The sequence below is a fragment of the Arthrobacter sp. Y3221160 genome, from assembly GCF_059092585.1.
In genome coordinates, this window is record NZ_JBNHHU010000001.1 from 2,288,149 (window position 1) to 2,310,142 (window position 21,994).

The window sequence follows — 21,994 nt, forward strand, 5'->3', positions numbered from 1 at the left end:
ATTGCCGCCATCTCCTGTGATCCGGCACACAAGTAGTGTTTACTTACTCCATGCGTTCTGAAGCAATCACTTCCGAAATGCGGCCCGAGCTGCCCCTCCAGCAGGGTGCCGCCACCCCGTTCCACGACCTGGACCGCTTCATCGCGTTGCCGCGGCTCGGCTCCCTGGCCCTCAGCCCGGACGGCAGCCGCCTGGTAACCTGCGTCAGCGTGCTGAACCCCGCCTGCACCGACTACGTCTCGTCCCTCTGGGAGGTCGACCCGGCCGGTCACCGCCCGGCACGCCGGATGACGCGCAGCTCCAAGGGCGAGTCCGGCGCGGCTTTTGCCCGCAACGGCGACCTGTACTTCACGTCCGCCCGCCCGGATCCCGAGGACCCGGAGAAGGAACCGATCCCGGCCCTGTGGCGCTTGCCGGCCGCCGGTGGCGAAGGCCGCATCGTGCTCTCCCGCCCGGGCGGAATCGCGGCGGTCCGCTGCGCGCGGGCGGCCGACACCGTGGTGGTCGACGCCCAGGTGTTGGGCGGGGCCGTCGACGAAGAGGACGACGCCGACCGCCGTGCCGCGCGGAAGGACAAAAAGGTCTCGGCGGTCCTGCATTCCGGGTACCCGGTGCGCTTCTGGGACCACGATCTGGGGCCGGGACAGAAGCGGCACTTCGTACTGGAGGACAATGCGGAGGAGGCTGCCCGAACCATAACCGTGGACGACGAGCCGCAAGGCCGGCTGCGCAACATCACCGGTTGGGCGGGAAACGCCTTGCTGGAAACCGCCGCCGAGCTGAGCCCGGACGGCGCCACCCTGGTGGTCAACGTCCGCCGGCCGCTGGCGCGGGGCGACGCCCGCAGCGTGCTGGCCGCCGTGGACACGGCCACCGGCGTGCAGCGGATCCTGCTGGAGAGCCCGGACACCGACTATGCGCCGGGCCCGGTCAGCCCCGACAACCGCACCGTTGTGGTGGTCTGCGAGACCGTCTCCGGGCCGCAGACCATTCCTTCCGTGACCCTGGGCCTGCTCCCGCTGGCCGGCGGCGAGTTGCGGCCGCTGGCAGCCGACTGGGACCGCTGGCCCAGCCCCGCAGCCTGGCTGCCCGACGGTTCGGGCCTGCTGGTCACCGCAGACGACGGCGGCCGCACCCCGGTGTTCTGCATCGACGCCCTCACCGGTGCCGTGCGCCAGGTGACGCACGACGATGCGGCCTACACCGACGTCGTGGTCAGCCCGGACGGGCAGTTCGCCTACGCGCTGCGCAGCTCCTACCTGTTTCCGCCCGAGCCGGTGCGCATCGACCTGTCCTCCGGCGAGGCCACGGTCCTGCCCTCGCCCGCACCCCGCCCGGAGGTGGGCGGGAGGCTGGAAGAGATCACGACGCCGGTGGCCGCCCGGGGCGCGAACATTCCGGTGCGCGCCTGGCTGGCCCTGCCCGCTGAAGCGTCAGCGCAAAAGCCGGCGCCGCTGGTGCTGTGGGTGCACGGCGGCCCGCTCGGCTCCTGGAACGCATGGAGCTGGCGCTGGTGCCCCTGGCTGCTGGTGGCGCAGGGGTACGCGGTCCTGCTGCCGGACCCGGCCCTGTCCACCGGCTACGGCGACGACTTCATCCGGCGGGGCTGGGGGCAGTGGGGGCAGGCGCCCTATGAGGACCTGATGGCCATCACCGACGCCGCCGTGCAGCGTGATGACATCGACGGGACGCGGACGGCCGCGATGGGCGGTTCCTTCGGCGGTTACATGGCCAACTGGATCGCCGGGCATACCGACAGGTTCCGGGCCATCGTCACCCACGCCAGCCTCTGGGCGCTGGACCAGTTCGGGCCGACGACGGACGTCTCCCCGTACTGGGAGCGGGAGATGACGCCGGAGATAACCCTGGAGAACTCCCCGCACCTGCACGTGCAGAACATCAACACCCCCATGCTGGTGGTGCACGGGGACAAGGACTACCGGGTGCCGATCGGGGAAGGGCTGCGGCTCTGGTACGAACTGTTGTCACGCTCGCAGCTGGCCGCCGGAGCGGACGGGAAGACCCCGCACCGGTTCCTGTACTTCCCGGACGAGAACCACTGGGTGCTCTCACCGCAACATGCCCGGATCTGGTATTCGGTGGTGTGCAACTTCCTCGCCCGCCACGTGCTGGAGCAGGAGACGGAGTTGCCGGCCGAACTGGGGCTTTAGACTGGCTGGGTGACCGACGCCTTCAGTATCCGCCCCGCCCGCACCTCCGACGTCGTCCAGATCCGCCGGCTGGTCAAGCCGCTGGCCGACAAGCGGGTGCTGCTGGAGAAGGAGGCCGTGGCGTACTTCGAAGGCATCCAGGAGTTCCGGGTCGCGGAGACCCCGGCGGGCGAGATCGTGGGCTGCGGGGCCGTGCACGTCATGTGGGAGGACATCGCCGAGGTCCGCACGCTGGCCACCGCGGCGCACTGGCGGGGCAGGGGAGTGGGCCGGGCCCTGCTCGACGAGCTGATCGCCGCCGCCAAGGACCTGGGCGTCAGCCGCGTGTTCTGCCTGACCTTCGAGGTGGACTTTTTCACCCGGCACGGTTTCGAGGTGATGGCCGACCAGTCGGTGGTGGACCCCGAGGTGTATTCCGAGCTGCTGCGTTCCACGGACGAAGGCGTGGCGGAGTTCCTCGACCTGGCCCGGGTCAAACCCAATACCTTGGGCAACACGCGGATGATCCGCAGGCTTTGATCGCCCGTCCGTCGACACGTTCCGCCCGGGCCCCTAGGGTGGAGGCGTTGGGGAGGGAACAGCCGGCCCCTCGTGCCGGCGCGACGGTGAGGATGACCATGGGTGTGGAGAGTAACCCCGGCGGCGGCAAGGCAGAGCAGCAGGACGGCTCGGCCAAACTGCAGGGAGACAAGCTGGACGGCCTCAAGGACAAGGCCGGTGACGCCGACGACGACCAGCAGGAGCAGAGCGGCGGCCCAGGCGGACCGGGCGGCCAGGCCGACTGAAGTGTCGGGGGCCGGCAAAATCCTTCCGGCGGCGGCGACAACTAGCGGCCCCGCCGGGCCGCAGCGCAGGCTGCGCTCCCACCCGTCGGCTGCAGGAACCGGTTTCCTACCCGGGCAGGCCGACGCCCCCGCCCGACGCGACGGCCAAACCGTCCGCGATCAGCCCGTCCAGGGCGCGGCCGAGTTGTTCGTCCCCGGCAGGCAGTGCGCGCAGTGCCGCGAGCGGCGTCCGGTAAGCCGCGGGCAGATCGGCCAGGTCAACGCTGCCGAGCAGGACCTCGCGCGGAACCGAGGACTCGGCCTCGCGCAACACGGCCATCATGGCCCCTCGCACCTGCCGGTCGGTGCCCGCCCAGGCCTGGCCTTTGGGCACGTAATGGGCCTCGGGCCGGCCGGCCCTGACCCAGGCACAGCGGTCCAGCACGGGGCAGGCATCGCATTGCGGCGACCTCGCCGTGCAGATCAGCGCGCCGAGTTCCATGACGCCGGCATTCCACTCCTTGGTGCCGTGGGCCGGCATCAGCTGGTGCGCCGTGCGCATTTCGGCGGCAGTCAGCGATGGCGCGGGCAGCGCGGCTCCGCTGACCAGCCGGGCGTGCACGCGACGGATGTTCGTGTCCACCACGGTTTCCGGCAGCCCGAAGGCGAAGGAAGCGACGGCGGCCGCGGTGTAGGTTCCGACGCCGGGGAGCTGCAGCAGGCTGGCATGGTCATCCGGCACGCGGCCGCCGTGCCGGTCCACGATGGCGGCAGCTGCGGCATGCAGGCGCAGCGCACGGCGCGGATACCCCAGCCTGCCCCAGGCCCGGACCGCTTCCCCGGCCGGATCGGCGGCGAGGTCGGCCGGGCGCGGCCAGCGCCGCATCCACTGCTCCCAGACAGGCAGCACCCGGACCACGGGGGTCTGCTGCAGCATGAATTCGCTGACGAGGATGCCCCAGGGGCTGCAGTCCGCGCGGCGCCAGGGCAGGTCCCGCGCGCTGGCCGCGAACCAGGTCCGGATACGCGAATGCAGCAGTTCGGCTTCGGCCGGTTCTGTGGACTGTGCCGGTGCGGCGGCGGGGCGGGGCATGGAACTCCTACGGTGTGACCAACCAATACTGTACTGCCCGGCGTGGTGGTGACGGCACGGGCCGCCGCTGTCCTTAGCCTTAAGGCATGGCAGGCAACGGCACATCCGGCACCCGCGGGCAGGCTCCCGTCCGGCGGCCCAGCCCTGCCGTTTACCGCCGCCGTCGTTTGGTGGTGCTGGCCCTGGCCGTGCTGCTGCTGGCCGCCCTGGTGGCCGCCGGATGGTGGGTCGCCGGTTTGCTGGGCCGGGGAGATCCCGAAGCAGCGGCGGAGGCGCCGGAACCGGCGGCCTCCAGTCCCGCGTCCGCCAGCCCGGCATCCCCGGAGCCGGCAGGCTGCGAGGACCAGGACGTCGTCGTCCGGGCGGAAACGGACGCCCCGGCCTACGGCAGCGGGGAGAACCCCACCCTCATCCTGGAGGTGGCCAACGAGGGCAAGGGGCCGTGCGAAGTCAACGTCGGCACCGACGCCATGGAATTCCTGGTCACCAGCGGAGAAGACCGGATCTTTTCCTCCAAGGACTGCCAGGTGGACCCCGAGCCGTTGATGATGACCCTTGAACCGGGCAAGGCCGAGCAGGCCCGTTTCGTCTGGGAACGGAACCGCACCGCACCGGGCTGCACCCCGGTGGAAGCCAACCCGCAGCCGGGCACCTACGTCCTGGTCACCAAGCTGGACAAGAAGACCAGCGACAAGACCGTGTTCGAACTGCGATAGCGCACGCCCGAAGGGATCAGAGGAACCGGTCCAGCAGGCTGGTTTCGGCGATGCGGGACAGGCCCTCGCGGATCACGCGGGCCCGCTGTTCGCCGATGCCGTCCACCGCCATCAGGTCGTCGATATTGGCCGCCATCAGCGACTGCAGTCCGCCGAAGTGGTCGACCAGCCGGTCCGCCACCGCCCGCGGCACCGACTTGACTGCGGCCAGCAGCCGGTAGCCGCGCGGCTGGACCACGGCGTCGAGGGAATCCTGCCCCACCTGGATGCCGATCACGCTGGCGACGCGGCCCAGGTCGATCAGGTCGTTCGAAGTGAAACCGCGCAGCGTGTGCAGGGCGGCGTCGACGTCGATGCCACCCTTGATGTCCGCGTAGTCGCGGAGGATCATCTCGCTGTCCGGGCCCAGCCCCGAGGTCAGTTCATCCAGCTGCAGGGAGAGCAGGCGCCCGTCCACGCCGAGCTCCAGCACGTACTGGGAGATCTCGTCGGAGATGCGGCGGACCATTTCCTGCCGCTGCAGGGTGACCGCCACGTCCCGCACGGTGACCATGGCCTCGATCTCCAGCGCGGACAAGGAGCTCGTGACCTGGTCCAACCGGGCGCGGTACCGCTCCAACGTGGCCAGCGCCTGGTTGGCGCGGGCGAGCACCGGCTCCGAGCCCTCCAGCACGTGCCGGATGCCTTCCACATACAACGCGATGATCTGCATGGACTGGCTGACCGAGATGACCGGCAGCCCGGTCTGGATGGCGACCCGTTCGGCGGTGCGGTGGCGCGTGCCCGACTCCTGCGTGGGAATCGACGGGTCGGGGACCAGCTGCACGGCGGCCTTGAGGATGTTCGCCGCGTCCTTGTCGCAGACGATCGCCCCGTCCATCTTGGCCAGTTCGCGCAGCCGGGTGGGGGAGAAGTCGATCCCGATGTCGAAGCCGCCGCTGCTGATCTTTTCCACCTGCTGGTCGTAGCCGAGCACGATGAGCGCGCCGGTGCGCCCGCGGAGAATCCGTTCCAACCCGTCGCGCAGCTGGGTTCCCGGAGCTACACGGGCCAGGGTCGCCTTAAGGGCGTCCTCGGGGCTCTTGACCATGGGGGAGTTTCCTTAGGGCCGGCGGGCATGGGGACGAGGCCGCCGTCCTGACAGCCCCAGGGTCCATGATAAGGCCGGACCTTGGCTAATCCGCTCCCGGCGCTCAGCGGAACAGCGTGGACAGCGCTTCGGAGACCGTATGTACTTCCTTGACCGTGAAGCCGGCCGGCACCTGGCCTGCCCCGTCGGGGGACGCCGGCACGATCGCGTGCGTGAACCCGAGCCGTTCGGCCTCCTGGATCCGCCGCAATATTCCCGGCACCGGACGCACTTCGCCGGCCAGGCCGACCTCGCCGAAGGCGATCAGCTGGGCCGGGAGCGGCTGGTTGGTCTTGGCCGAGGCGATGGCAAGCACGGTGGCCAGGTCCGTGGCGGGTTCGCTGAGCCGGACCCCGCCCACCGTCGCCACGTAGCTGTCGTCCTTGTGCAGCGACATGGAGGCGCGGCGCTGCAGCACGGCCATCATCATGGCCACACGGGAAGAATCCAGTCCGCTGGTGGCGCGCCGCGGCTGCGCATTGGAGGTCTCGGCCAGCAACGCCTGCACCTCGGCCACCAGCGGCCGCCGGCCCTCCAGCGTCACGGTGATGCAGGTGCCGGAGACCGGGTCCTTGGTCCGGGACACGAACAGGCCGCTCGGGTCCGTCAGGCCTTCGATGCCGGCCTCGGTCAGGTCGAAGCAACCCACCTCGTCGGTCGGGCCGTAGCGGTTCTTGACCGCACGCACCAGCCGCAGGCGCGAGTGCCGGTCGCCGTCGAACTGGCAGACCACGTCCACGAGATGCTCCAGCAGCCGGGGCCCGGCGATCGAACCGTCCTTGGTTACGTGCCCCACCAGGATGGTGGTCATGCCCTTGCGCTTGGCGGCGTTAATCAGTGAGGCGGCGACCTCGCGCACCTGCGTCACGCCGCCGGCGGCTCCCTCCACCGCGCTGCTGCTGAGCGTCTGGACCGAGTCCACGATCAGCAGCGCCGGCTCCAGCTGCTCCACGTGCCCCAGCGCTATCCCGAGGTCTGTCTCGGCGGTTAGGTACAGGTTGTCAGCCACCGCCGAAATCCGTTCGGCCCGCAGCTTCACCTGGGCCGCCGACTCTTCGCCGGTGACGTAGAGCACGTCGCGGTCCAGCCGGGCTACCCGGGCGGCAACATCCAGCAGCAAGGTGGACTTGCCGATGCCCGGCTCGCCGGCCAGCAGGATGACAGCACCGGGGACCAGGCCGCCGCCGAGCACCCGGTCGAGTTCGCCCACGCCGGTGGCCCGGAATGCCGCGGTGGTGGCATCGACGTCGGCAATTCGTTCCGCGGGCCGCGAGACGGCGGCCGCGGCCGTGGTGCGCGCCACCACCTGGGTGGCCTCTTCAACCGTTCCCCAGGCCTGGCACTCGCCGCACCGGCCCACCCATTTAGCCGTGCTCCAGCCGCATTCGGCGCAGCGGTAGGCGGGGGCCTTGGAACGGGTCTTGGTGCTCATGGACCCACAGTAACCGGGGCGCCGGACAATCAGAGCCTGGGCAGGTAGGACGTGGCGTCGTCCTGGCTCAGCCCGGCGGCCTTGAGCAGGTCCACCATGAGCGGCCGGAAGACCAGGATCAGGCCCTCGCCCTCCAGGGTGATGACGCCGAGGGTCTTGGGGTGCAGGCGCGTGGCAATCTCCGCCAAATCGTTGCGGGCGCCGGAGAGCCGGCGTTCGCGGGCGCCCGGGTCCCGGTCGGAAAGCCCTGCAGCGAGGATTTCGACGGCGTCGGCGGTCTCCTGGAGCACCTCGGAGAAGCTTGCGATCGCCTCGTCGGACATGGCCGCGTGGTTGATCACGGACGTCAGGCGCCGGGAGAAGACCCGGCTGTTGCGCATGGCCAAATCCGCCATCTCCGCAGCATCCTGCAGGTCCCCCACCTCGTCCCGGTGGCGGCGGTGCGCCGGCGAAATCCGGGCCACTTCCCGCGCCGAGCTGAAGCTGCCGCGGACGTCGTCGATCAGGTTCTGGCTGCCCCGCGCCCTAACCAGGGCGTGCCAGGCCTTGGTGGAGTCGCTGTTGGCGAGGGCGACGGAACACTCGCGCAGCACCGAGGCAAGTTCGTCGAGGAGCGTCTGCAGCTTGGATCGCGGTTCGGAGCGCGGGTCGCCGGGGATCAACATGGTCACGAGCATCGCGAAGGCGCCGCCGATGACGGCATCGAGGCTGCGGGTGAACGGCCCCCCGTCCGGGGCGGGCAGCAGCACCACCAGCACCGACTGCAGCGCCATCTGCGTGGTGAAGATGGTGCCGCTGTCCAGGAACCGGGCCAGGAGGATGGAAACCAGCAGCACCAGGGCTGCCTGCCAGATGCCCGGCCCGAGGAAGTGCAGCAGCAGATCGCCCACCGCGATGCCCAGCGTGCAGCCGATGGCCACTTCGAGCACTTTGCGCGCCCGGGGCCCCGTGGAGAAACCGAGCGCAATGATGGACGAGGTGGCGGCGAACAGCGGGCCTTCGTGGCCCAGGACCTGCTCGGCCACGACGTAAGCGGCAACGGCGCAGAAGGTGATCCGCACCGCGGGCATGACCGAGGACTTGCTGCGGCTGAAGCCGGCGCGTCCGCGTTTGCGCAGGAACGACCGGGCCTGTGCCAACGGGGTGCCTGCGCTCATGTTCCCAGTCTAGGCGGGGCTCGCCCGGCCCCGTCCGGGCCCACGGCGTCGGCACGGCCGCCCCCGGGCCCCCGTCCGGCCTGCAAGACCCCGGCCCGGCCCCCGCCCCTAGTATGAGTGCGCTCACAAAGGCAAGGCCTGCACGCCGTCGGTTAGCAAACCGTCCGGTCTTGTTCACCTTGCGTTCACTTTGGCCGTGCACATTCTTTACGTGGCGCCCATAGCCTCGAGGGAGCACGACGCCAGGGCGAAAACACGTCCGGTCGTCCTGATCCGTTCTCACCCTGAAAGGGACCATACACGTGAAGGCACTTCGCATCGGCCGCGCGGCCGCCGTCCTCTCCGTTGCAGCGCTGGCGCTGACGGCCTGTGGCTCCGACAACGCCACCGGCAGCCAGGCCGCCGCAGGCAGCACCGAGACCGCAGCAACGGTTTCGGGCACGCTCTCCGGCGCGGGCGCTTCCTCGCAGGATTCCGCCATGCAGGCCTGGATTGCCGGCTTCGGCGCGCAGAACCCCGAGGCCAGCGTGCAGTACTCGCCGGACGGCTCCGGCGCCGGCCGCGACGCCTTCCTGGCCGGCGGCGTGCAGTTCGCCGGCTCGGACGCCTACATGGACGAGGAAGAATGGGAGCAGGCCAAGGAGGTCTGCGGCCCCGACGGCGCCATGCACATCCCCGGCTACGTCTCCCCGATCGCCGTCGCCTTCAACCTCGAAGGCGTGGACTCCATCAACATGGACGCCGAGACCATCGCCAAGGTCTTCCGCGGCGAAATCGCCACGTGGAACGACGAAGCCATCGCTTCGCAGAACGAGGGTGTGGAACTGCCCGACACCCCCATCACCGTGGTCCACCGCTCCGACGAGTCCGGCACCACCGAGAACTTCGTGGAGTACCTGGCTGCCGCCGCCGGCGACGTCTGGACCGACGAAGTCTCCGGGGAATGGCCCGCCAAGCTCCAGGCCGAGAACGCCCAGGGCACCTCCGGTGTGGTTTCCGCCACCACCGCGACCAACGGGGCCATCACCTACGCCGACGCTTCGGCCGTCGGCGACCTGGGTACCGTGAAGGTCAAGGTCGGCGAGGAATACGTCGAACTGAGCCCCGAGGCCGCGTCCAAGGCCGTTGAGGCTGCCACCCCGGTCGAGGGCCGCGGCGAGCTTGACATGTCCCTGGACCTCGACCGCGACACCACCGAATCCGGCGCCTACCCGATCGTGCTGGTTTCCTACCACATCTACTGCTCGACATATGCTGATCAGAACACCGTTGACCTGGTGAAGGCCTTCGGCAACTACGTGATCAGCGAAGAAGGACAGCAGGCCGCGCAGGACTCGGCCGGCAACGCGCCGATCTCCGAGACCCTGCGCGAGCAGGCCAAGGCGGCTATCGACTCCATCTCGGTGAAGTCGTAGCCCACACGAAGTCCGGTTGGCCCCGCGCCGTCGCAGTTTGACGCGCGGGGCGCAGCCGTGTTCCGGCCGGGGCGAAATTGCCCGGACGGAACGAAGCCGCAAGACTGGCAGAACAGCTAGACGAAGTACAGAACCCGAAGGGTTATGAAGTGTCCCAAACATTGACCGAGACCGGCCAGGGCCGCGCCGGCGACAAGGTCTTTTCCGGCCTTGCGCTTGCCGCGGGGTGCCTGATCCTCTTCGTGCTGTTCTGCGTGGCGGCGTTCCTGCTGTGGCAGGCCCTGCCGACGTTCGGGGCAGACCCGGCCGCCATTTCCGGCGGGAACGGCTTTTGGGGCTACATCTGGCCCATCGTCATCGGCACGCTGATCGCCGCGGCGATCGCCCTGCTGCTGGCGACCCCGGTCGGCGTGGGAGTCGCACTCTTCATCTCCCACTACGCACCGCGGCGACTCTCCCAGGGCCTCGGCTACGTGGTGGACCTGCTGGCCGCCATCCCCTCGGTGGTCTACGGCGCCTGGGGCATGACCGTGCTGGCGCCCGCGCTCGTCGGTCCCTACACCTGGCTGGCGGAGAACGCCGGCTGGATCCCGATCTTCGAAGGCCCCGCCAGCCAGACCGGCAAGACCATGCTGACGGCCGGAATCGTGCTGTCCGTGATGATCCTGCCGATCATCACCTCGCTCAGCCGCGAAATCTTCCTGCAGGCGCCCAAGCTCCACGAGGAAGCGGCCCTGGCCATGGGCGCCACCCGGTGGGAAATGATCAAGATGGCCGTCTTCCCGTTCGCCCGCCCGGGCATCGTCAGCGCGGTGATGCTGGGCCTCGGACGCGCGCTCGGCGAGACAATGGCGGTGGCCATGGTGCTCTCCGGCGGCGGGCTCATCGCCAGCCTGATCAAGTCGGGCAACCAGACGATTGCCGCCGAGATTGCCCTGAACTTCCCCGAAGCGTACGGGCTGCGCTTGTCCGAACTGATCGCCGCCGGCCTGGTGCTGTTCGTCATTACCCTGGCCGTGAACATGGTCGCCCGCTGGATCATCAGCCGGCACAAGGAATTCTCGGGAGCCAACTGATGTCCAAACTGCTCACTGAAACCCCCGCCCCGACCAAGCGCAACACGCTCACCAAAAACCAGATGCCCGGCTGGGCCATCTGGGCCGTCGCCGCCGGCTCGCTCATCCTAGGCGCCGCGGCCTCGTCGCTGATCGGTTTCGGCCTCGTCTCCTGGGCCTTGTTCTCGGCCGTAATCTTCGTGATTGCCGGCTACATCGTGACGCTCTCCGTCGAGGGGGCGCGCAAAGCCAAGGACCGCTTCGCCACCAACCTGGTTTTCGCGGCGTTCATCATCGCGGTCGTGCCGCTGATCTCCGTGATCTGGACCGTGCTGCAGAACGGCGTCGCCGGACTCAGCTACAACCTGGTCTTCACGTCGATGAACGGCATGACCGGCATGATCGACAACGAGACGACCGCCAACGGAACCGACGTGCTCGGCGGCGCCTACCACGGCATCGTCGGTACCGTGCTGATCACCCTCTGGGCCACCATCATTTCGGTGCCGATCGGGCTGCTCACCGCCGTCTACCTGGTCGAATACAGCAAGGGCGGACCGCTCTCGCGCGGTATCACCTTCTTCGTGGACGTGATGACCGGCATCCCCTCGATCGTCGCCGGCCTGTTCGCCGCCGCACTGTTTGGGCTGATTTTCGGGCCCAGCACCCGTACCGGCTTCGTGGCCGCCGTCGCCCTCTCCGTGCTGATGATCCCGGTGGTGGTCCGCTCCACCGAGGAAATGCTCAAGATCGTCCCGAACGAGCTGCGCGAAGCGTCCTACGCGCTGGGCGTGCGCAAGTGGCGCACCATCCTGAAGGTGGTGGTGCCGACGGCGATCTCCGGCATCGCCTCCGGCGTTACCCTGGCCATCGCCCGCATCATCGGTGAGACGGCGCCGCTGCTGGTCACCGCGGGCTTCGTGAACAGCATCAACTGGAACGTGTTCGGCGGCTGGATGACCACCTTGCCCACGTTCATCTACCGGCAGCTGATGAACCCGACCTCGCCCACCAACGTGGACCCGAGCATGCAGCGTGCCTGGGCCGCTGCGCTGATCCTGATCATCTTCGTCATGCTGCTGAACCTGATCGCCCGGCTGATCGCCCGCATCTTCGCCCCCAAGACCGGCCGCTGAGCCAGAACCAAAGAGAAGGAACCCCCATGTCCAAACGCATCGACGTCAAGGACCTGAACGTCTACTACGGCAACTTCCGGGCCGTGGAGGACGTCAACATCAACATCGACGCCCGGTCCGTCACGGCTTTCATCGGCCCCTCCGGCTGCGGCAAGTCCACCTTCCTGCGCACGCTCAACCGCATGCACGAAGTGCTGCCCGGCGCCCGGGTGGAGGGCGAAGTCCTGCTCGACGGGGACAACCTCTACGGCCAGGGCGTGGACCCGGTGACCGTGCGCAGCCAGATCGGCATGGTCTTCCAGCGCCCCAACCCGTTCCCCACCATGTCCATCCGCGACAACGTGCTGGCCGGGGTCAAGCTGAACGACAAGCGCATTTCCAAGTCGGACGCGGACGCGCTGGTAGAGAAGTCGCTGACCGGCGCCAACCTGTGGAACGAGGTCAAGGACCGGCTGAACAAGCCCGGCTCCGGCCTTTCCGGCGGCCAGCAGCAGCGCCTGTGCATCGCCCGGGCGATCGCGGTGTCCCCGCAGGTGATCCTGATGGACGAGCCCTGCTCGGCGCTGGACCCCATCTCCACGCTGGCCATCGAGGACCTGATCGAGGAACTCAAGACGGAGTACACCGTGGTGATCGTGACCCACAACATGCAGCAGGCGGCGCGCGTGTCCGACAAGACGGCGTTCTTCAACATCGCCGGCACCGGCAAGCCGGGCAAGCTGATCGAATACGGCGATACCCCGTCGATCTTCAGCAACCCCACCCAGAAGGCCACGGAAGACTACGTCTCCGGCCGCTTCGGGTAAGACGCCGGCAGCACGACGGCGGTGCCTCCCCTCGCGGGAGGCGCCGCCGTCGCTGTTTAAAGGCGCCAGGGAAGGGCCAGGGACGCCCATGGCCCGGCTAGAGCATCGGATCCAGGGCCAGCAGCAGGATGGCTCCGACGAGCGAGGTTGCCAGCAGGGTCAGCACCCACGTGGCCAGCACGCGGATGGCCACCCGCCAGCGCACCGCATGCATCCGCTGGGTGGACCCCGCGCCCAGGATGGCCGCCGTCATGGTGTGCGTGCTGGAGAGCGGCATGTGCAGCCCGATGGCCCCGACGAACAGCATGGCGGAGCTGACGCCCTGTGCGGTGGCGCCGTGCAGGGGATCGATCCGCACCAGCCGCGACCCGAGCGTGTGCGAGATCCGCCAGCCGCCGAAGAGCGCGCCCACGGCCAGCAGCACCGCCGCGAACAATTGCACCCACAGCGGCATCCGGTCGCCGGAGGCATAACCGGCCGCTGCCAGTCCTAACAGCACCACGGCCATGGTGCGCTGCCCGTCCTGCAGGCCGTGGCCCAGCGAAAAGGTACCGGCAAAGACCGCCTGGGCCAGCCTGGTGGTCCGGCCGACCTCGCGCGGGGTGCGGTAGCGGGCCAGCCACGTCAGGGGGACGATCGCCAGGTAGGAGAGCACGAACGCCACCAACGGCGACAAGAGCAGCGGCAGGATCAGCTGGCCCCAGATCGGGTTCTCGGTGGCACTGATGTTCTCGCCGCCCAGCAGGGTGGACGCGGCCCCCGCCCCGATCAGGCCGCCCAGCAGCGCATGCGTGGACGACGACGGCATCCGCTGCCACCACGTGAAAACTCCCCACGCGCAGGCGCTCAGCAGCCCGGCCAACAGGATGCCCAGCCCCGACCGGCCCTCGGGCAGGCCGATCCAACCGGTACTGATCACCAGGGCCAGGGTGCTGGAGATCAGCGCACCGGCCAGGTTGCAGACGGACGCGAGCACGACGGCGACATTCGGGGTGAGCGCGCGCGTGCGCACCGAGGTGGCGACGGCGTTGGAGACATCATGGAAGCCGTTGATGAAGGCAAAGCAGCCGGCGAAAGCGACCACCAGCACCAGGAGGAACAGCTCCACCTACGATTCCTTGACCAGGATCTGGCCTACGTGGTGGGAAGCTTGGCGCAGCGTCTTGGTGGCGGCGATCAACTGGTCGGCCACGTCGCGGTGCCGGGCCAGCGTGGCGCCCTTGTGTTCCGACAAAAGCTCCGAGACCCACACGCGGTGGGTGCGTTCGGCCCGCTTGGCCAGCCGGACCATCTCGATGCAGTACTCCTCAAGGTCCTCCAGGGAGTTCAGCCGCGGCATGGCGTCCCGGGTCATCTCCGACATCCGGCCGATGACCTCCAGCTGCTCCGAGGCCCGGGTAGACAAGCGCTTCACCCGGTTGAGTGCGATCAGTTCCGCGGCGCCGTCGAGGTGTTCAAAGGTGTGCACCAGGTGCAGCGAGAGCTGGAACATGTCCTCGCGGGGGAGCGGATTGACGAAGCTGGTCCGCAGCGTGGTCAGCAGGGCGTTGCGCAGCCGGGAGACGTTCGCGTCGCGGTCGTGCAGTTCTTCGGAGAGCTTGTCGTAGTCGTCCGCAGGCGCCCCGAGGATCTCCGAGAGGGTCTTGACTCCCGCCATCAGCTCGGCTGCTGTGAGGGCGAGCAATTCGAGGCTCTTGGTGTCCTGGGGGAAGAGGCTTAGCTTCATGTCACCGGCGGTTTCTCACTGGTCCGTACGGCGGAAGGGAAGCATCCGCCGTGCCTAGATTAGCGCCTCTTCGCGAACAAAAATTAATGGTGCCGAACTGGGAGCGCCTCTCGGCGGAAGGCCGCTCGAGGCGGCTAAGAGTTGGAGCCCGGGGCTGCCACAGTTCGACACCACCTTCAGTTTTCTACGCCTCACTGCGGATGTCAACAGCCGCGAAAATACGGGGAAAAACGTGTCAGCAGAGGCTATCTGTGGTACACGCGCGCGTCGTTCCGGGAGGGTCATTCTCCGGACGGTCCTGCTGCTGCGGGCACCACCGCGGGGCCGTTGGCCCGTCCGGCCGCTAGTCGAGCTCGCCGCGCCGCCAGGCGACGGCGGCCGCTTCCAGATCCTCGGCGGTCTTCACGAGCCGGTGTGAATTGAGCGTCAGCTTGGTGGCATGGTTCTCGTTGGCGGACTCGGCAGAGTCGGCGTGGTGGGTCTGGCCGAGCGCGACGATCCGGCAAAAGGCCGCCGACCGGTCAAGGGCCACATCGAAATCACCGTCGAAGGCCCCGGAGAGAATCGTGTCGGCCATGGCCCGGACTTCGTCGGCGCCGGGCGGTTCAGCTACTCCGGCGATGACCTTTGACACTTCTGCCGATGCCGTCCCCGCCTTGAAGTAGGCTGCCAGCTTGTCCGGATGGGACTGGGCCGCGGCGCGCAGGGCGTAAAGGCGCCAGAGCGCCCCCGGCAGGGAACGGGCAGGGCTTTCAGCCCACATTTCAGCAATGGCCTCGAGCCCCTGTTGGTCTGCCAGTTTGACCAGCCTCGCGGTCACCTCGGGATCGTCGGAGCCGCGCCCGCGGTGCACCAAGGCCTGTGCCGCGAGGTGGGCGGCCTCGGAGACGCGTGCCGGGTCGGCACCCCCCGCGAAGTCCTCAAAATCCACCGGCGCGAAAGGCTTCGGCTTATGCGGCCGGGGGACATCGTTTCCGTTGTTCGGGCTCATGCCTCGACCTTACTCCCGCCCCTGACGCCGGTACAGAGAGGCGTGGCCCCCGGCGACGGGACGTTCCGGGGCAGCCCGGCAAGGCGCGCGCCCGGCGGATTCGGGCGGGCGGCGATGGGTGGGATAAACTGGGAACTGGCCAAATCCGACCTCGCCTGGGCTTCAGCCCGGGGCAGGGTGGACAGGCTGGCGGGCCTTTAGCTCAGTTGGTAGAGCATCGGACTTTTAATCCGCGGGTCGCGGGTTCGATCCCCGCAGGGCCCACCGCGAAAGCGGCTCCGACCGGTTTGCCGGTCGGAGCCGCTTTTTTCATGGGACGCCCCGGCCTGCAGGCCGGGTCAGCCGCCCACGACACGCAAGCTTGTCCACGTTCAGGCCGAACTGTCCACGTCTTGGCTATCCACAGGCGCCTGACCTGCGCTTATATCTACGGGCGCTCCAAAACATGGACAACGGCACGACGGCGCCTCCACCCCGGCGCAATGCCTCCAGCCTGCTCGACTCACCCGATCGGGCGGGCTCCAGCGCGCCGGGTAGCGGCGTCCGGGGCGGCGTGGAGAAGCGCGGCCACGGGCGGCGCCGAGCGCGTAGCGGGGTCCGGGGCTTCCCGGCGTGGAGAAGCGCGGCCACGGGTCGTGCCGGGCGCGGAACGGCCTCCGGCGTTCCCGGCATGGAGAAGCCCGGACGCGGGTCGGTGCCGAGGCGCGGGTAACGGCCACTCGGGCGCTCCTCGCACGGCTGAGGCCACACTTTCGACCGGTCGTCACACAGCGAAGGTCACGAAATGGTAACGATAAAAGGGCGCCCGGGCACCGCCGTCGTCATTCCGCCGGAGGGCAACTGGCACAAGGGATCCGGCGGAATTCGGGCGGGGGCGGCAGGGGCGGCGAACCCGCCCGAACCGCTGTCAAATCGGCAGGTTTCGAGTTGATAACGGCTCTGATCTCGTTACGTTTGAAGGGATGGTTGAAGAACTAGCAGAAACCCAGACCAGACCGAGGATCGAAGCAAGCTTCCGTAAACCAACCCTGAACGACGGGCAGTCCCTGTGGCGCATGGCCAGGGATTCCCAGGTCCTGGACCTGAACTCGTCCTACTCCTACCTGCTGTGGACCCGCGACTTCGCCGAGACGTCGATCATCGCCACGGTGGACGGAGAGCCGGCCGGTTTCATCACCGGCTACATGCGCCCCGACGAACCGGGCACCTTGATGGTGTGGCAGGTGGCCGTGGACCGGCGGTTCCGCGGCCGCAGGCTGGCGGCGGACATGCTGGACCGCCTGGCCTGGCAAGTCCTGGCCGAGCGGGTGGAAACCACCATCACGGCGGACAACGAGGCCTCCGTCCGGCTGTTTGCCGGCTTTGCGTCGCGCCGGGAGGCGCCAATGGAACGCGAACCGCTCTTCACCGAAGAGCTGTACCCGGACGGGCACGACACCGAGTACCTGTTCCGGATCGGTCCGCTCAATTAAATCCCGCCGGCCCCCCCGCGGCCGACCAAGCACCACCTCCACCAACGCACATCCGCATGAATCGACCTGTGGCTGCTGTGGCGCTGTCCCCTACCCGGGCCCGCCCGCTGCCGCACTGAGGAAGGAAGCGTATTCCATGACTGACATTTTCGAGACCCTCGAGTCCGAGGTCCGCGGCTACTGCCGCAGCTGGCCCGCCGTGTTCACCCGCGCCGAGGGCAGCACCATGACGGCCGAGGACGGGACCACCTACCTGGATTTCTTCTCCGGCGCCGGCGCGCTCAACTACGGCCACAACAACCCGAAACTGCTGCAGCCGCTGCTGGAGTACCTGGCCAGCGGCGCCGTCGTGCACTCGCTGGACATGAAGACCCCGGCCAAGCGCACGTTCCTGGAAACCTTCCAAGAGGTCATCCTCGAGCCGCGGAACCTCGACTACAAGGTCATGTTCCCGGGCCCCACCGGCACCAACACCGTTGAGGCCGCCCTGAAGCTGGCCCGCAAGGTGACGGGCCGCCAGCACATCCTCTCCTTCACCAACGCGTTCCACGGCATGACGCTCGGTTCGCTGTCGGTGACCGGAAACTCGATGAAGCGCCGGGGCGCGGGCATCCCGCTGACCAACAGCTCAAAAATCCCCTACGACGACTACTTCTCCGGCGAAACCGCCGATTTCCTGTGGCTGGAACGGGTGCTGGAGGACAGCGGCTCGGGCGTGGACAAGCCGGCGGGCATCATCGTGGAGACCGTCCAGGGCGAAGGCGGCCTCAACGCCGCCCGCGCCGGCTGGCTGCGCGGCCTGGCCGACCTGTGCAAGAAGCACGAGATCCTGCTGATCGTCGACGATGTGCAGGCCGGCTGCGGCCGCACCGGAACGTTCTTCAGCTTTGAGGAAGCCGGCATCACCCCGGACATCGTCTGCCTGTCCAAGTCCATCTCCGGCTACGGCCTGCCGATGGCGCTGACCCTGTTCCGCCCGGAGCTGGACGTCTGGGGAGCCGGCGAGCACAACGGCACCTTCCGCGGGCACAACCCGGCGTTCGTGACGGCCACGGCGGCGCTGGAGACCTACTGGCGGACCGGCGAGTTCCAGAAACAGATCCAGGCCCGGGCCGTGCAGCTGCACGAGGGCCTGGAGCGGATCGCCGGGCTGGTGGAGGGCGCCAGCGTGCGCGGCCGCGGCCTGCTCGCCGGGGTGAAGTTCCCGGAGAACGAAACCGCCGGCCAGATCGCCGCCGAGGCCTACGACAACGGGCTGCTGGTGGAAACATCCGGCCCCGAGGGCGAAGTGGTGAAGCTGATGCCGGCCCTGACCATCAGCGCCGCCGAACTGGACCGCGGCCTGGACATCCTGATCGACGCGACCCGCGCCGTCACCGCGGTGCCGGAACTGGTCGGAGCCCTCTAGGGCGGGACGGCCGCCCACCGACGCCCGCTCGGCGTGTGGCCGAGCCGCCCCGCCGCGCACGCCGAACGAAACTTCCTGACTTCCTATCCGAGGAGTACCGATGCTTGTTACCAACCTGAACGACCTGAACGACACCGACCGCGACGTTAAGTCCGAGACCTGGCGGAGCCGACGCATGGTGCTGGCGGGTGAGGGCGTGGGCTTTTCCTTCCACGACACGGTGATCTACGCGGGCACCACCTCCACGTTCCACTACGCCAACCACATCGAGGCCGTCTACTGCGTCCAGGGCGAGGGCACCCTCACCAACGAGGTCACCGGCGAAGTCCATGACCTGCGCGACGGAACCATGTACCTGCTGGACGGGCACGAGAAGCACACGGTCCGCGCCACCACCGAACTGCGCATGGCCTGCGTGTTCAACCCGCCCGTTACCGGCCGCGAAGTCCACGACGAGAACGGCGTCTACCCGCTCATCGAGGCCGAGCCGGCAAGCTGACTCCGACAGCCGAGACCCGGCACCTAGTTAACCGGGTCTCGGAGCCTTTGCGGCCAACTCCCCGCGCCCGGAATTCATCGGCGCCCGGGAATTCGCCCCGGCCGCCGGTAGCACCGGAATGCCGTCACGGAATTGACGGCAGACAACGACGACGGCGGTGGCCCGCCTTCGGCAGGAATCCTGCGGAAGGCGGGCCATCGTCACGTCCGGTCGCTGCCGGAATCGAGCGTGCTCTCGCGCAGGATCAGCCTGGCGGAAAGCTTTGCCGGGATACCGGAGTCCCCGAACATTTTCCGGGACAGATGGCTGACCGCGGCCGCCGCGATGAGCTCCGGTTCCAGATCGATGGCGCTGATCGCGGGGCTGCTGTTGCGCGACTGTTCTGAATCCGAACCGGCGATGAGCTGGACCTGCCCGGGCACGGTGATGCCCCGGGCCGCCAGTTCCTCCAGGGCGCCGCGCGCGTGCCGCCCGGTCAGGCAGTAGACAGCGTCCGGCGTTTCCCCGCCGGCGTCCAGCAGTTCCTGCATGGCGGCCCTGCCGCCGTCGACGCCGTCGGACTCCGGCCGGATGGCGATGCGTGGCTTCATCCCGTGACGCGCTGCCCAGCTGCGGTAGGCCGCCGTGGAGTCGAGGTTCCAGGCGTTGCGGTCCATGCCGGTGATGAGGCAGATGGAGCGTGCCCCGGATCGGTGGAACCTGGACAGCACTGCCTCCGTCTCTTCCGAGTCGTGGGAACCGACCCAATCGAGAAAGTCGGGCCGTGCAGGATCGCGTCCAATGGTGACGAAAGGAGCGGCCAGCCCCATTAACAGGTCGATGACCGGATCCTCCTCGAGCGGATCGTCAATGATGTAGCCATCCAACGACAAGGCGAGCGGGGAGCGCGGCAACCGCGTCAGGTCCCGGACGAGCATGACGCTCAGCCCGCGCTCCAGGCACTCCACGGCAACGGCCCCGGAGAGCCTGGTGAAGTAGTCCACGCCGTGCGGGCGATACGTTCCGAGCGAATCCAGCGGCCGGAGCATGAGTCCAATGACCCCGATCGGGCTGTTGCGGAGTCCCCGCGCCATCGGATCGGGCTGGTACCCCAGCCTTTCGGCCGTCTGCCGCACGCGCTCGCGGGTTTCGGCCGACAGCGTGCCCTTGTTGTTCAGGCTGTGTGAGACGGCGGTGATGGACACGCCGGCTTCCCGGGCCACATCGTGGATGGTGACTCGCTGGCGCATGTCCGCCCTCCGTGATTGAAGTCATAACGGTTGCATAACAGAACAGCTAAAACGTTATATAAAAGGTTTTATCCCCGTAGCTTACTGGAATACGCAGAGCAAGCGTCCCATCGGAACCACACACTGTGAAGCAAAGGGGATTGCAGGATGAAGAAAGTCACGCTGGCCACGTCGGTGGCCCTCGCGATGCTGCTGACCGCGTGCAGCAACGGCGGCGGCAAAGCGGCCGCGCCGGATGCGGAGGCAGGCAGCGGCCTGGGGGAACTGCAGACCACCACGGAACCGGCGGCGGGCGAACTGGATACCGTCACCTGGAACCTGCCGTTCGGCGAACCGGCTTCACTGGATCCGATCAAGGCCTTCAACTACCCGGAAAACACCGTCGTGGCCAACCTGTGCGAGGGCCTGATGGTGATGGAACCGGACTACACGATCGCTCCCAACCTTGCCGAATCGTTCGAGAACGTCGACGGCAAGACGTACATCTACAAGCTGCGGGATGACGTGACCTTCTGGGACGGCACGCCGATGACCGCCCAGGACGTGGTCTTCAGCCTGAACCGGCATCTGGACCCTGACGAGGGCAGCTATTGGGCCAGCGACGCGGTCAGCGGCAACGTCGAATCGATCAAGGCCACGGGCGAGTACGAAGTGACCGTGAGCCTGAGCTCTCCGGACGTCACGTTCAACTCCTACATGGCCACTCCGCTGGGCGTCATCGTTCAGGAGGCACAGCGCAAAGAGGCAGGCGAAGCGTACGGCACCCCGCAGGAGGGCGTGATGTGTACGGGGCCCTTCTCGGTTGACCAGTGGGACAGCGGCCAGAGCATCTCCCTGGCCAAGAACGATGCTTACTGGAACAGCGACCGCATGCCCAACGTACAGAACCTCGACATCCAGTTCATCGTGGACCCCGCGGCCATCACCAACGCGCTCGCGTCCGGAGCAGTGGACGGGTCCTACGACGTCCCGCTCAGCGCGGTACCGCAACTTCAGTCGGCGACCAACGGCGAGCTGATTCTCGGCAAGTCCCTGCAGCTCTCGGCCATCATCGCCACAGGCGACGGCCCGCTGGGCGATCCTGCTGTGCGGAAGGCACTGTGGACCGCCGCGAACACTTCGGCGTTGGCGGAGACGGTGTACGAGGGCACGGCCATGCCGTCCCGGTCCCTGATTCCCGACGGCGGCTGGTCTTACGGCGACGACGTCTTCAGCGCAGCGCGCGAAAAACTGCCGCCGGTTGAAGCGAACGTCGAGGAGGCCAAGAAAATCCTCGCGGAGGCAGAAGCTGACCTGAGCGAGCCGATCACCATCGTGTACCCGAGCGAACGGTCCTTCTACGCGGACATCATTTCCGAATTGGCGCGTGCCGGCCAGGAAATCGGGCTGACGGTCAAGCCCCAGGGCGTGCCGAGCGCACAATTCGGCGCCTTCTTCTCGGATCCCGAGGCCCGTGCCGGGCACGGCGCCTTCGTCACCACCAATTACATGGACGTTCCGGATCCCCTGGTGTTCCTGCGCACCATTGTGAAGGAAGGCGGGTCGCAGAACTTCTCCGACTACAGCAACCCGGAGATTGAGAAACTCATCGCCGAGGCGGAGGTTCTGACCGACGACACGGAGCGTGCCGCGAAGGTCGCCGAAATCGAGGCGTTGGCCATGGCCGACCTGCCCTGGCTGCCCATCGTCGATCCGGCAGGACGGCTCTTCCTGAATGAGCGGGTGACGGGCGTACCGGCGTCCTTCGTCTATCTCTACTACCCCTGGGGTGCGGACCTGGGCGCCGCGGAGTAAC

At 68.1% G+C, this 21,994-nt stretch carries 20 protein-coding genes and 1 tRNA gene; 13 read left to right on the top strand and 8 right to left on the bottom strand.

The genetic code is table 11. The annotated features are described in order from the left end of the window. Positions 1–50: 50 nt before the first annotated feature. The 3 genes from AC5RWG_RS10705 (at position 51) to AC5RWG_RS10715 (ending at position 2,956) form a co-directional block, all read left to right on the top strand. Entirely contained in the window at positions 51–2,171 is a 2,121-nt protein-coding gene (locus AC5RWG_RS10705) for a S9 family peptidase (protein ID WP_494166885.1), read from the top strand. Positions 2,172–2,180: 9 nt separating this feature from the next. Beyond that, on the top strand, positions 2,181–2,690 hold the full coding sequence (locus tag AC5RWG_RS10710) for an amino-acid N-acetyltransferase (RefSeq protein ID WP_493988474.1): 510 nt from the start codon (positions 2,181–2,183) through the stop codon (positions 2,688–2,690). 98 nt (positions 2,691–2,788) lie between these two features. Then, positions 2,789–2,956 (top strand): hypothetical protein, encoded by a 168-nt coding sequence (locus AC5RWG_RS10715; protein ID WP_494013367.1) that lies wholly within the window; start codon positions 2,789–2,791, stop codon positions 2,954–2,956. Between the two features lie 106 nt (positions 2,957–3,062). Here the strand turns inward: AC5RWG_RS10715 and AC5RWG_RS10720 are convergent, their stop codons facing one another. Further along, entirely contained in the window at positions 3,063–4,028 is a 966-nt protein-coding gene (locus AC5RWG_RS10720) for an HhH-GPD family protein (protein ID WP_494166886.1), read from the bottom strand. A gap of 86 nt (positions 4,029–4,114) precedes the next feature. Between AC5RWG_RS10720 and AC5RWG_RS10725 the strand changes: the two genes are divergently transcribed. Beyond that, positions 4,115–4,744 carry a hypothetical protein gene (locus AC5RWG_RS10725; RefSeq protein ID WP_494049147.1) on the top strand — a complete coding sequence of 210 codons (630 nt, stop codon included), beginning with the start codon at positions 4,115–4,117 and terminating at the stop codon, positions 4,742–4,744. A gap of 16 nt (positions 4,745–4,760) precedes the next feature. Here the strand turns inward: AC5RWG_RS10725 and disA are convergent, their stop codons facing one another. The 3 genes from disA to AC5RWG_RS10740 form a co-directional block, all read right to left on the bottom strand. After that, on the bottom strand, positions 4,761–5,834 hold the full coding sequence (disA, locus tag AC5RWG_RS10730; RefSeq protein ID WP_494001944.1) for a DNA integrity scanning diadenylate cyclase DisA: 1,074 nt from the start codon (positions 5,832–5,834) through the stop codon (positions 4,761–4,763). 103 nt (positions 5,835–5,937) lie between these two features. Then, on the bottom strand, positions 5,938–7,305 hold the full coding sequence (gene radA / locus AC5RWG_RS10735) for a DNA repair protein RadA (RefSeq protein ID WP_493978326.1): 1,368 nt from the start codon (positions 7,303–7,305) through the stop codon (positions 5,938–5,940). A gap of 29 nt (positions 7,306–7,334) precedes the next feature. Then, positions 7,335–8,462, bottom strand: a complete 1,128-nt coding sequence (locus AC5RWG_RS10740) for an FUSC family protein (RefSeq protein WP_494166887.1) — start codon at positions 8,460–8,462, stop codon at positions 7,335–7,337. Positions 8,463–8,764: 302 nt separating this feature from the next. Here AC5RWG_RS10740 and pstS point away from each other — a divergent pair, with 302 nt between their 5' ends. The 4 genes from pstS (at position 8,765) to pstB (ending at position 12,874) form a co-directional block, all read left to right on the top strand. Beyond that, positions 8,765–9,877, top strand: coding sequence for a phosphate ABC transporter substrate-binding protein PstS (gene pstS, locus AC5RWG_RS10745; RefSeq protein ID WP_494001946.1), 1,113 nt, complete (start codon positions 8,765–8,767; stop codon positions 9,875–9,877). Positions 9,878–10,026: 149 nt separating this feature from the next. Then, the gene (gene pstC, locus AC5RWG_RS10750; RefSeq protein WP_493978329.1) at positions 10,027–10,953 is read left to right on the top strand and encodes a phosphate ABC transporter permease subunit PstC; all 927 of its coding nucleotides are present in this window, start codon (positions 10,027–10,029) and stop codon (positions 10,951–10,953) included. After that, on the top strand, positions 10,953–12,068 hold the full coding sequence (gene pstA, locus AC5RWG_RS10755) for a phosphate ABC transporter permease PstA (protein ID WP_494001948.1): 1,116 nt from the start codon (positions 10,953–10,955) through the stop codon (positions 12,066–12,068). Before pstC ends, pstA begins: the two co-directional genes overlap by 1 nt. Before the next feature lie 26 nt (positions 12,069–12,094). Further along, on the top strand, positions 12,095–12,874 hold the full coding sequence (gene pstB / locus AC5RWG_RS10760) for a phosphate ABC transporter ATP-binding protein PstB (RefSeq protein ID WP_494001949.1): 780 nt from the start codon (positions 12,095–12,097) through the stop codon (positions 12,872–12,874). A gap of 97 nt (positions 12,875–12,971) precedes the next feature. Here the strand turns inward: pstB and AC5RWG_RS10765 are convergent, their stop codons facing one another. The 3 genes from AC5RWG_RS10765 to AC5RWG_RS10775 form a co-directional block, all read right to left on the bottom strand. Further along, the gene (locus AC5RWG_RS10765; protein ID WP_494001950.1) at positions 12,972–13,982 is read right to left on the bottom strand and encodes an inorganic phosphate transporter; all 1,011 of its coding nucleotides are present in this window, start codon (positions 13,980–13,982) and stop codon (positions 12,972–12,974) included. Beyond that, complete coding sequence (locus AC5RWG_RS10770; protein ID WP_494049146.1) at positions 13,983–14,600, bottom strand: nuclease PIN; 618 nt, start codon at positions 14,598–14,600, stop codon at positions 13,983–13,985. It lies immediately after the preceding gene. 343 nt (positions 14,601–14,943) lie between these two features. Continuing rightward, complete coding sequence (locus tag AC5RWG_RS10775; protein WP_494001952.1) at positions 14,944–15,591, bottom strand: hypothetical protein; 648 nt, start codon at positions 15,589–15,591, stop codon at positions 14,944–14,946. Positions 15,592–15,782: 191 nt separating this feature from the next. Between AC5RWG_RS10775 and AC5RWG_RS10780 the strand changes: the two genes are divergently transcribed. From AC5RWG_RS10780 to AC5RWG_RS10795, 4 genes are all read left to right on the top strand, one after another. Next, positions 15,783–15,855, top strand: a tRNA-Lys gene (locus AC5RWG_RS10780). Positions 15,856–16,553: 698 nt separating this feature from the next. Then, on the top strand, positions 16,554–17,063 hold the full coding sequence (gene ectA / locus AC5RWG_RS10785; protein WP_494023914.1) for a diaminobutyrate acetyltransferase: 510 nt from the start codon (positions 16,554–16,556) through the stop codon (positions 17,061–17,063). A gap of 136 nt (positions 17,064–17,199) precedes the next feature. Next, positions 17,200–18,471: a diaminobutyrate--2-oxoglutarate transaminase gene (gene ectB / locus AC5RWG_RS10790; protein ID WP_494166888.1), complete on the top strand. Its 1,272-nt coding sequence runs from the start codon at positions 17,200–17,202 to the stop codon at positions 18,469–18,471. Between the two features lie 100 nt (positions 18,472–18,571). Next, complete coding sequence (locus AC5RWG_RS10795; protein ID WP_494001955.1) at positions 18,572–18,970, top strand: ectoine synthase; 399 nt, start codon at positions 18,572–18,574, stop codon at positions 18,968–18,970. Between the two features lie 200 nt (positions 18,971–19,170). Here AC5RWG_RS10795 and AC5RWG_RS10800 read toward each other — a convergent pair whose 3' ends face one another. Continuing rightward, positions 19,171–20,199, bottom strand: a complete 1,029-nt coding sequence (locus AC5RWG_RS10800) for a LacI family DNA-binding transcriptional regulator (protein WP_494166889.1) — start codon at positions 20,197–20,199, stop codon at positions 19,171–19,173. A gap of 147 nt (positions 20,200–20,346) precedes the next feature. Between AC5RWG_RS10800 and AC5RWG_RS10805 the strand changes: the two genes are divergently transcribed. Continuing rightward, positions 20,347–21,993: an ABC transporter substrate-binding protein gene (locus AC5RWG_RS10805; RefSeq protein WP_494166890.1), complete on the top strand. Its 1,647-nt coding sequence runs from the start codon at positions 20,347–20,349 to the stop codon at positions 21,991–21,993. Position 21,994: the final 1 nt, after the last annotated feature.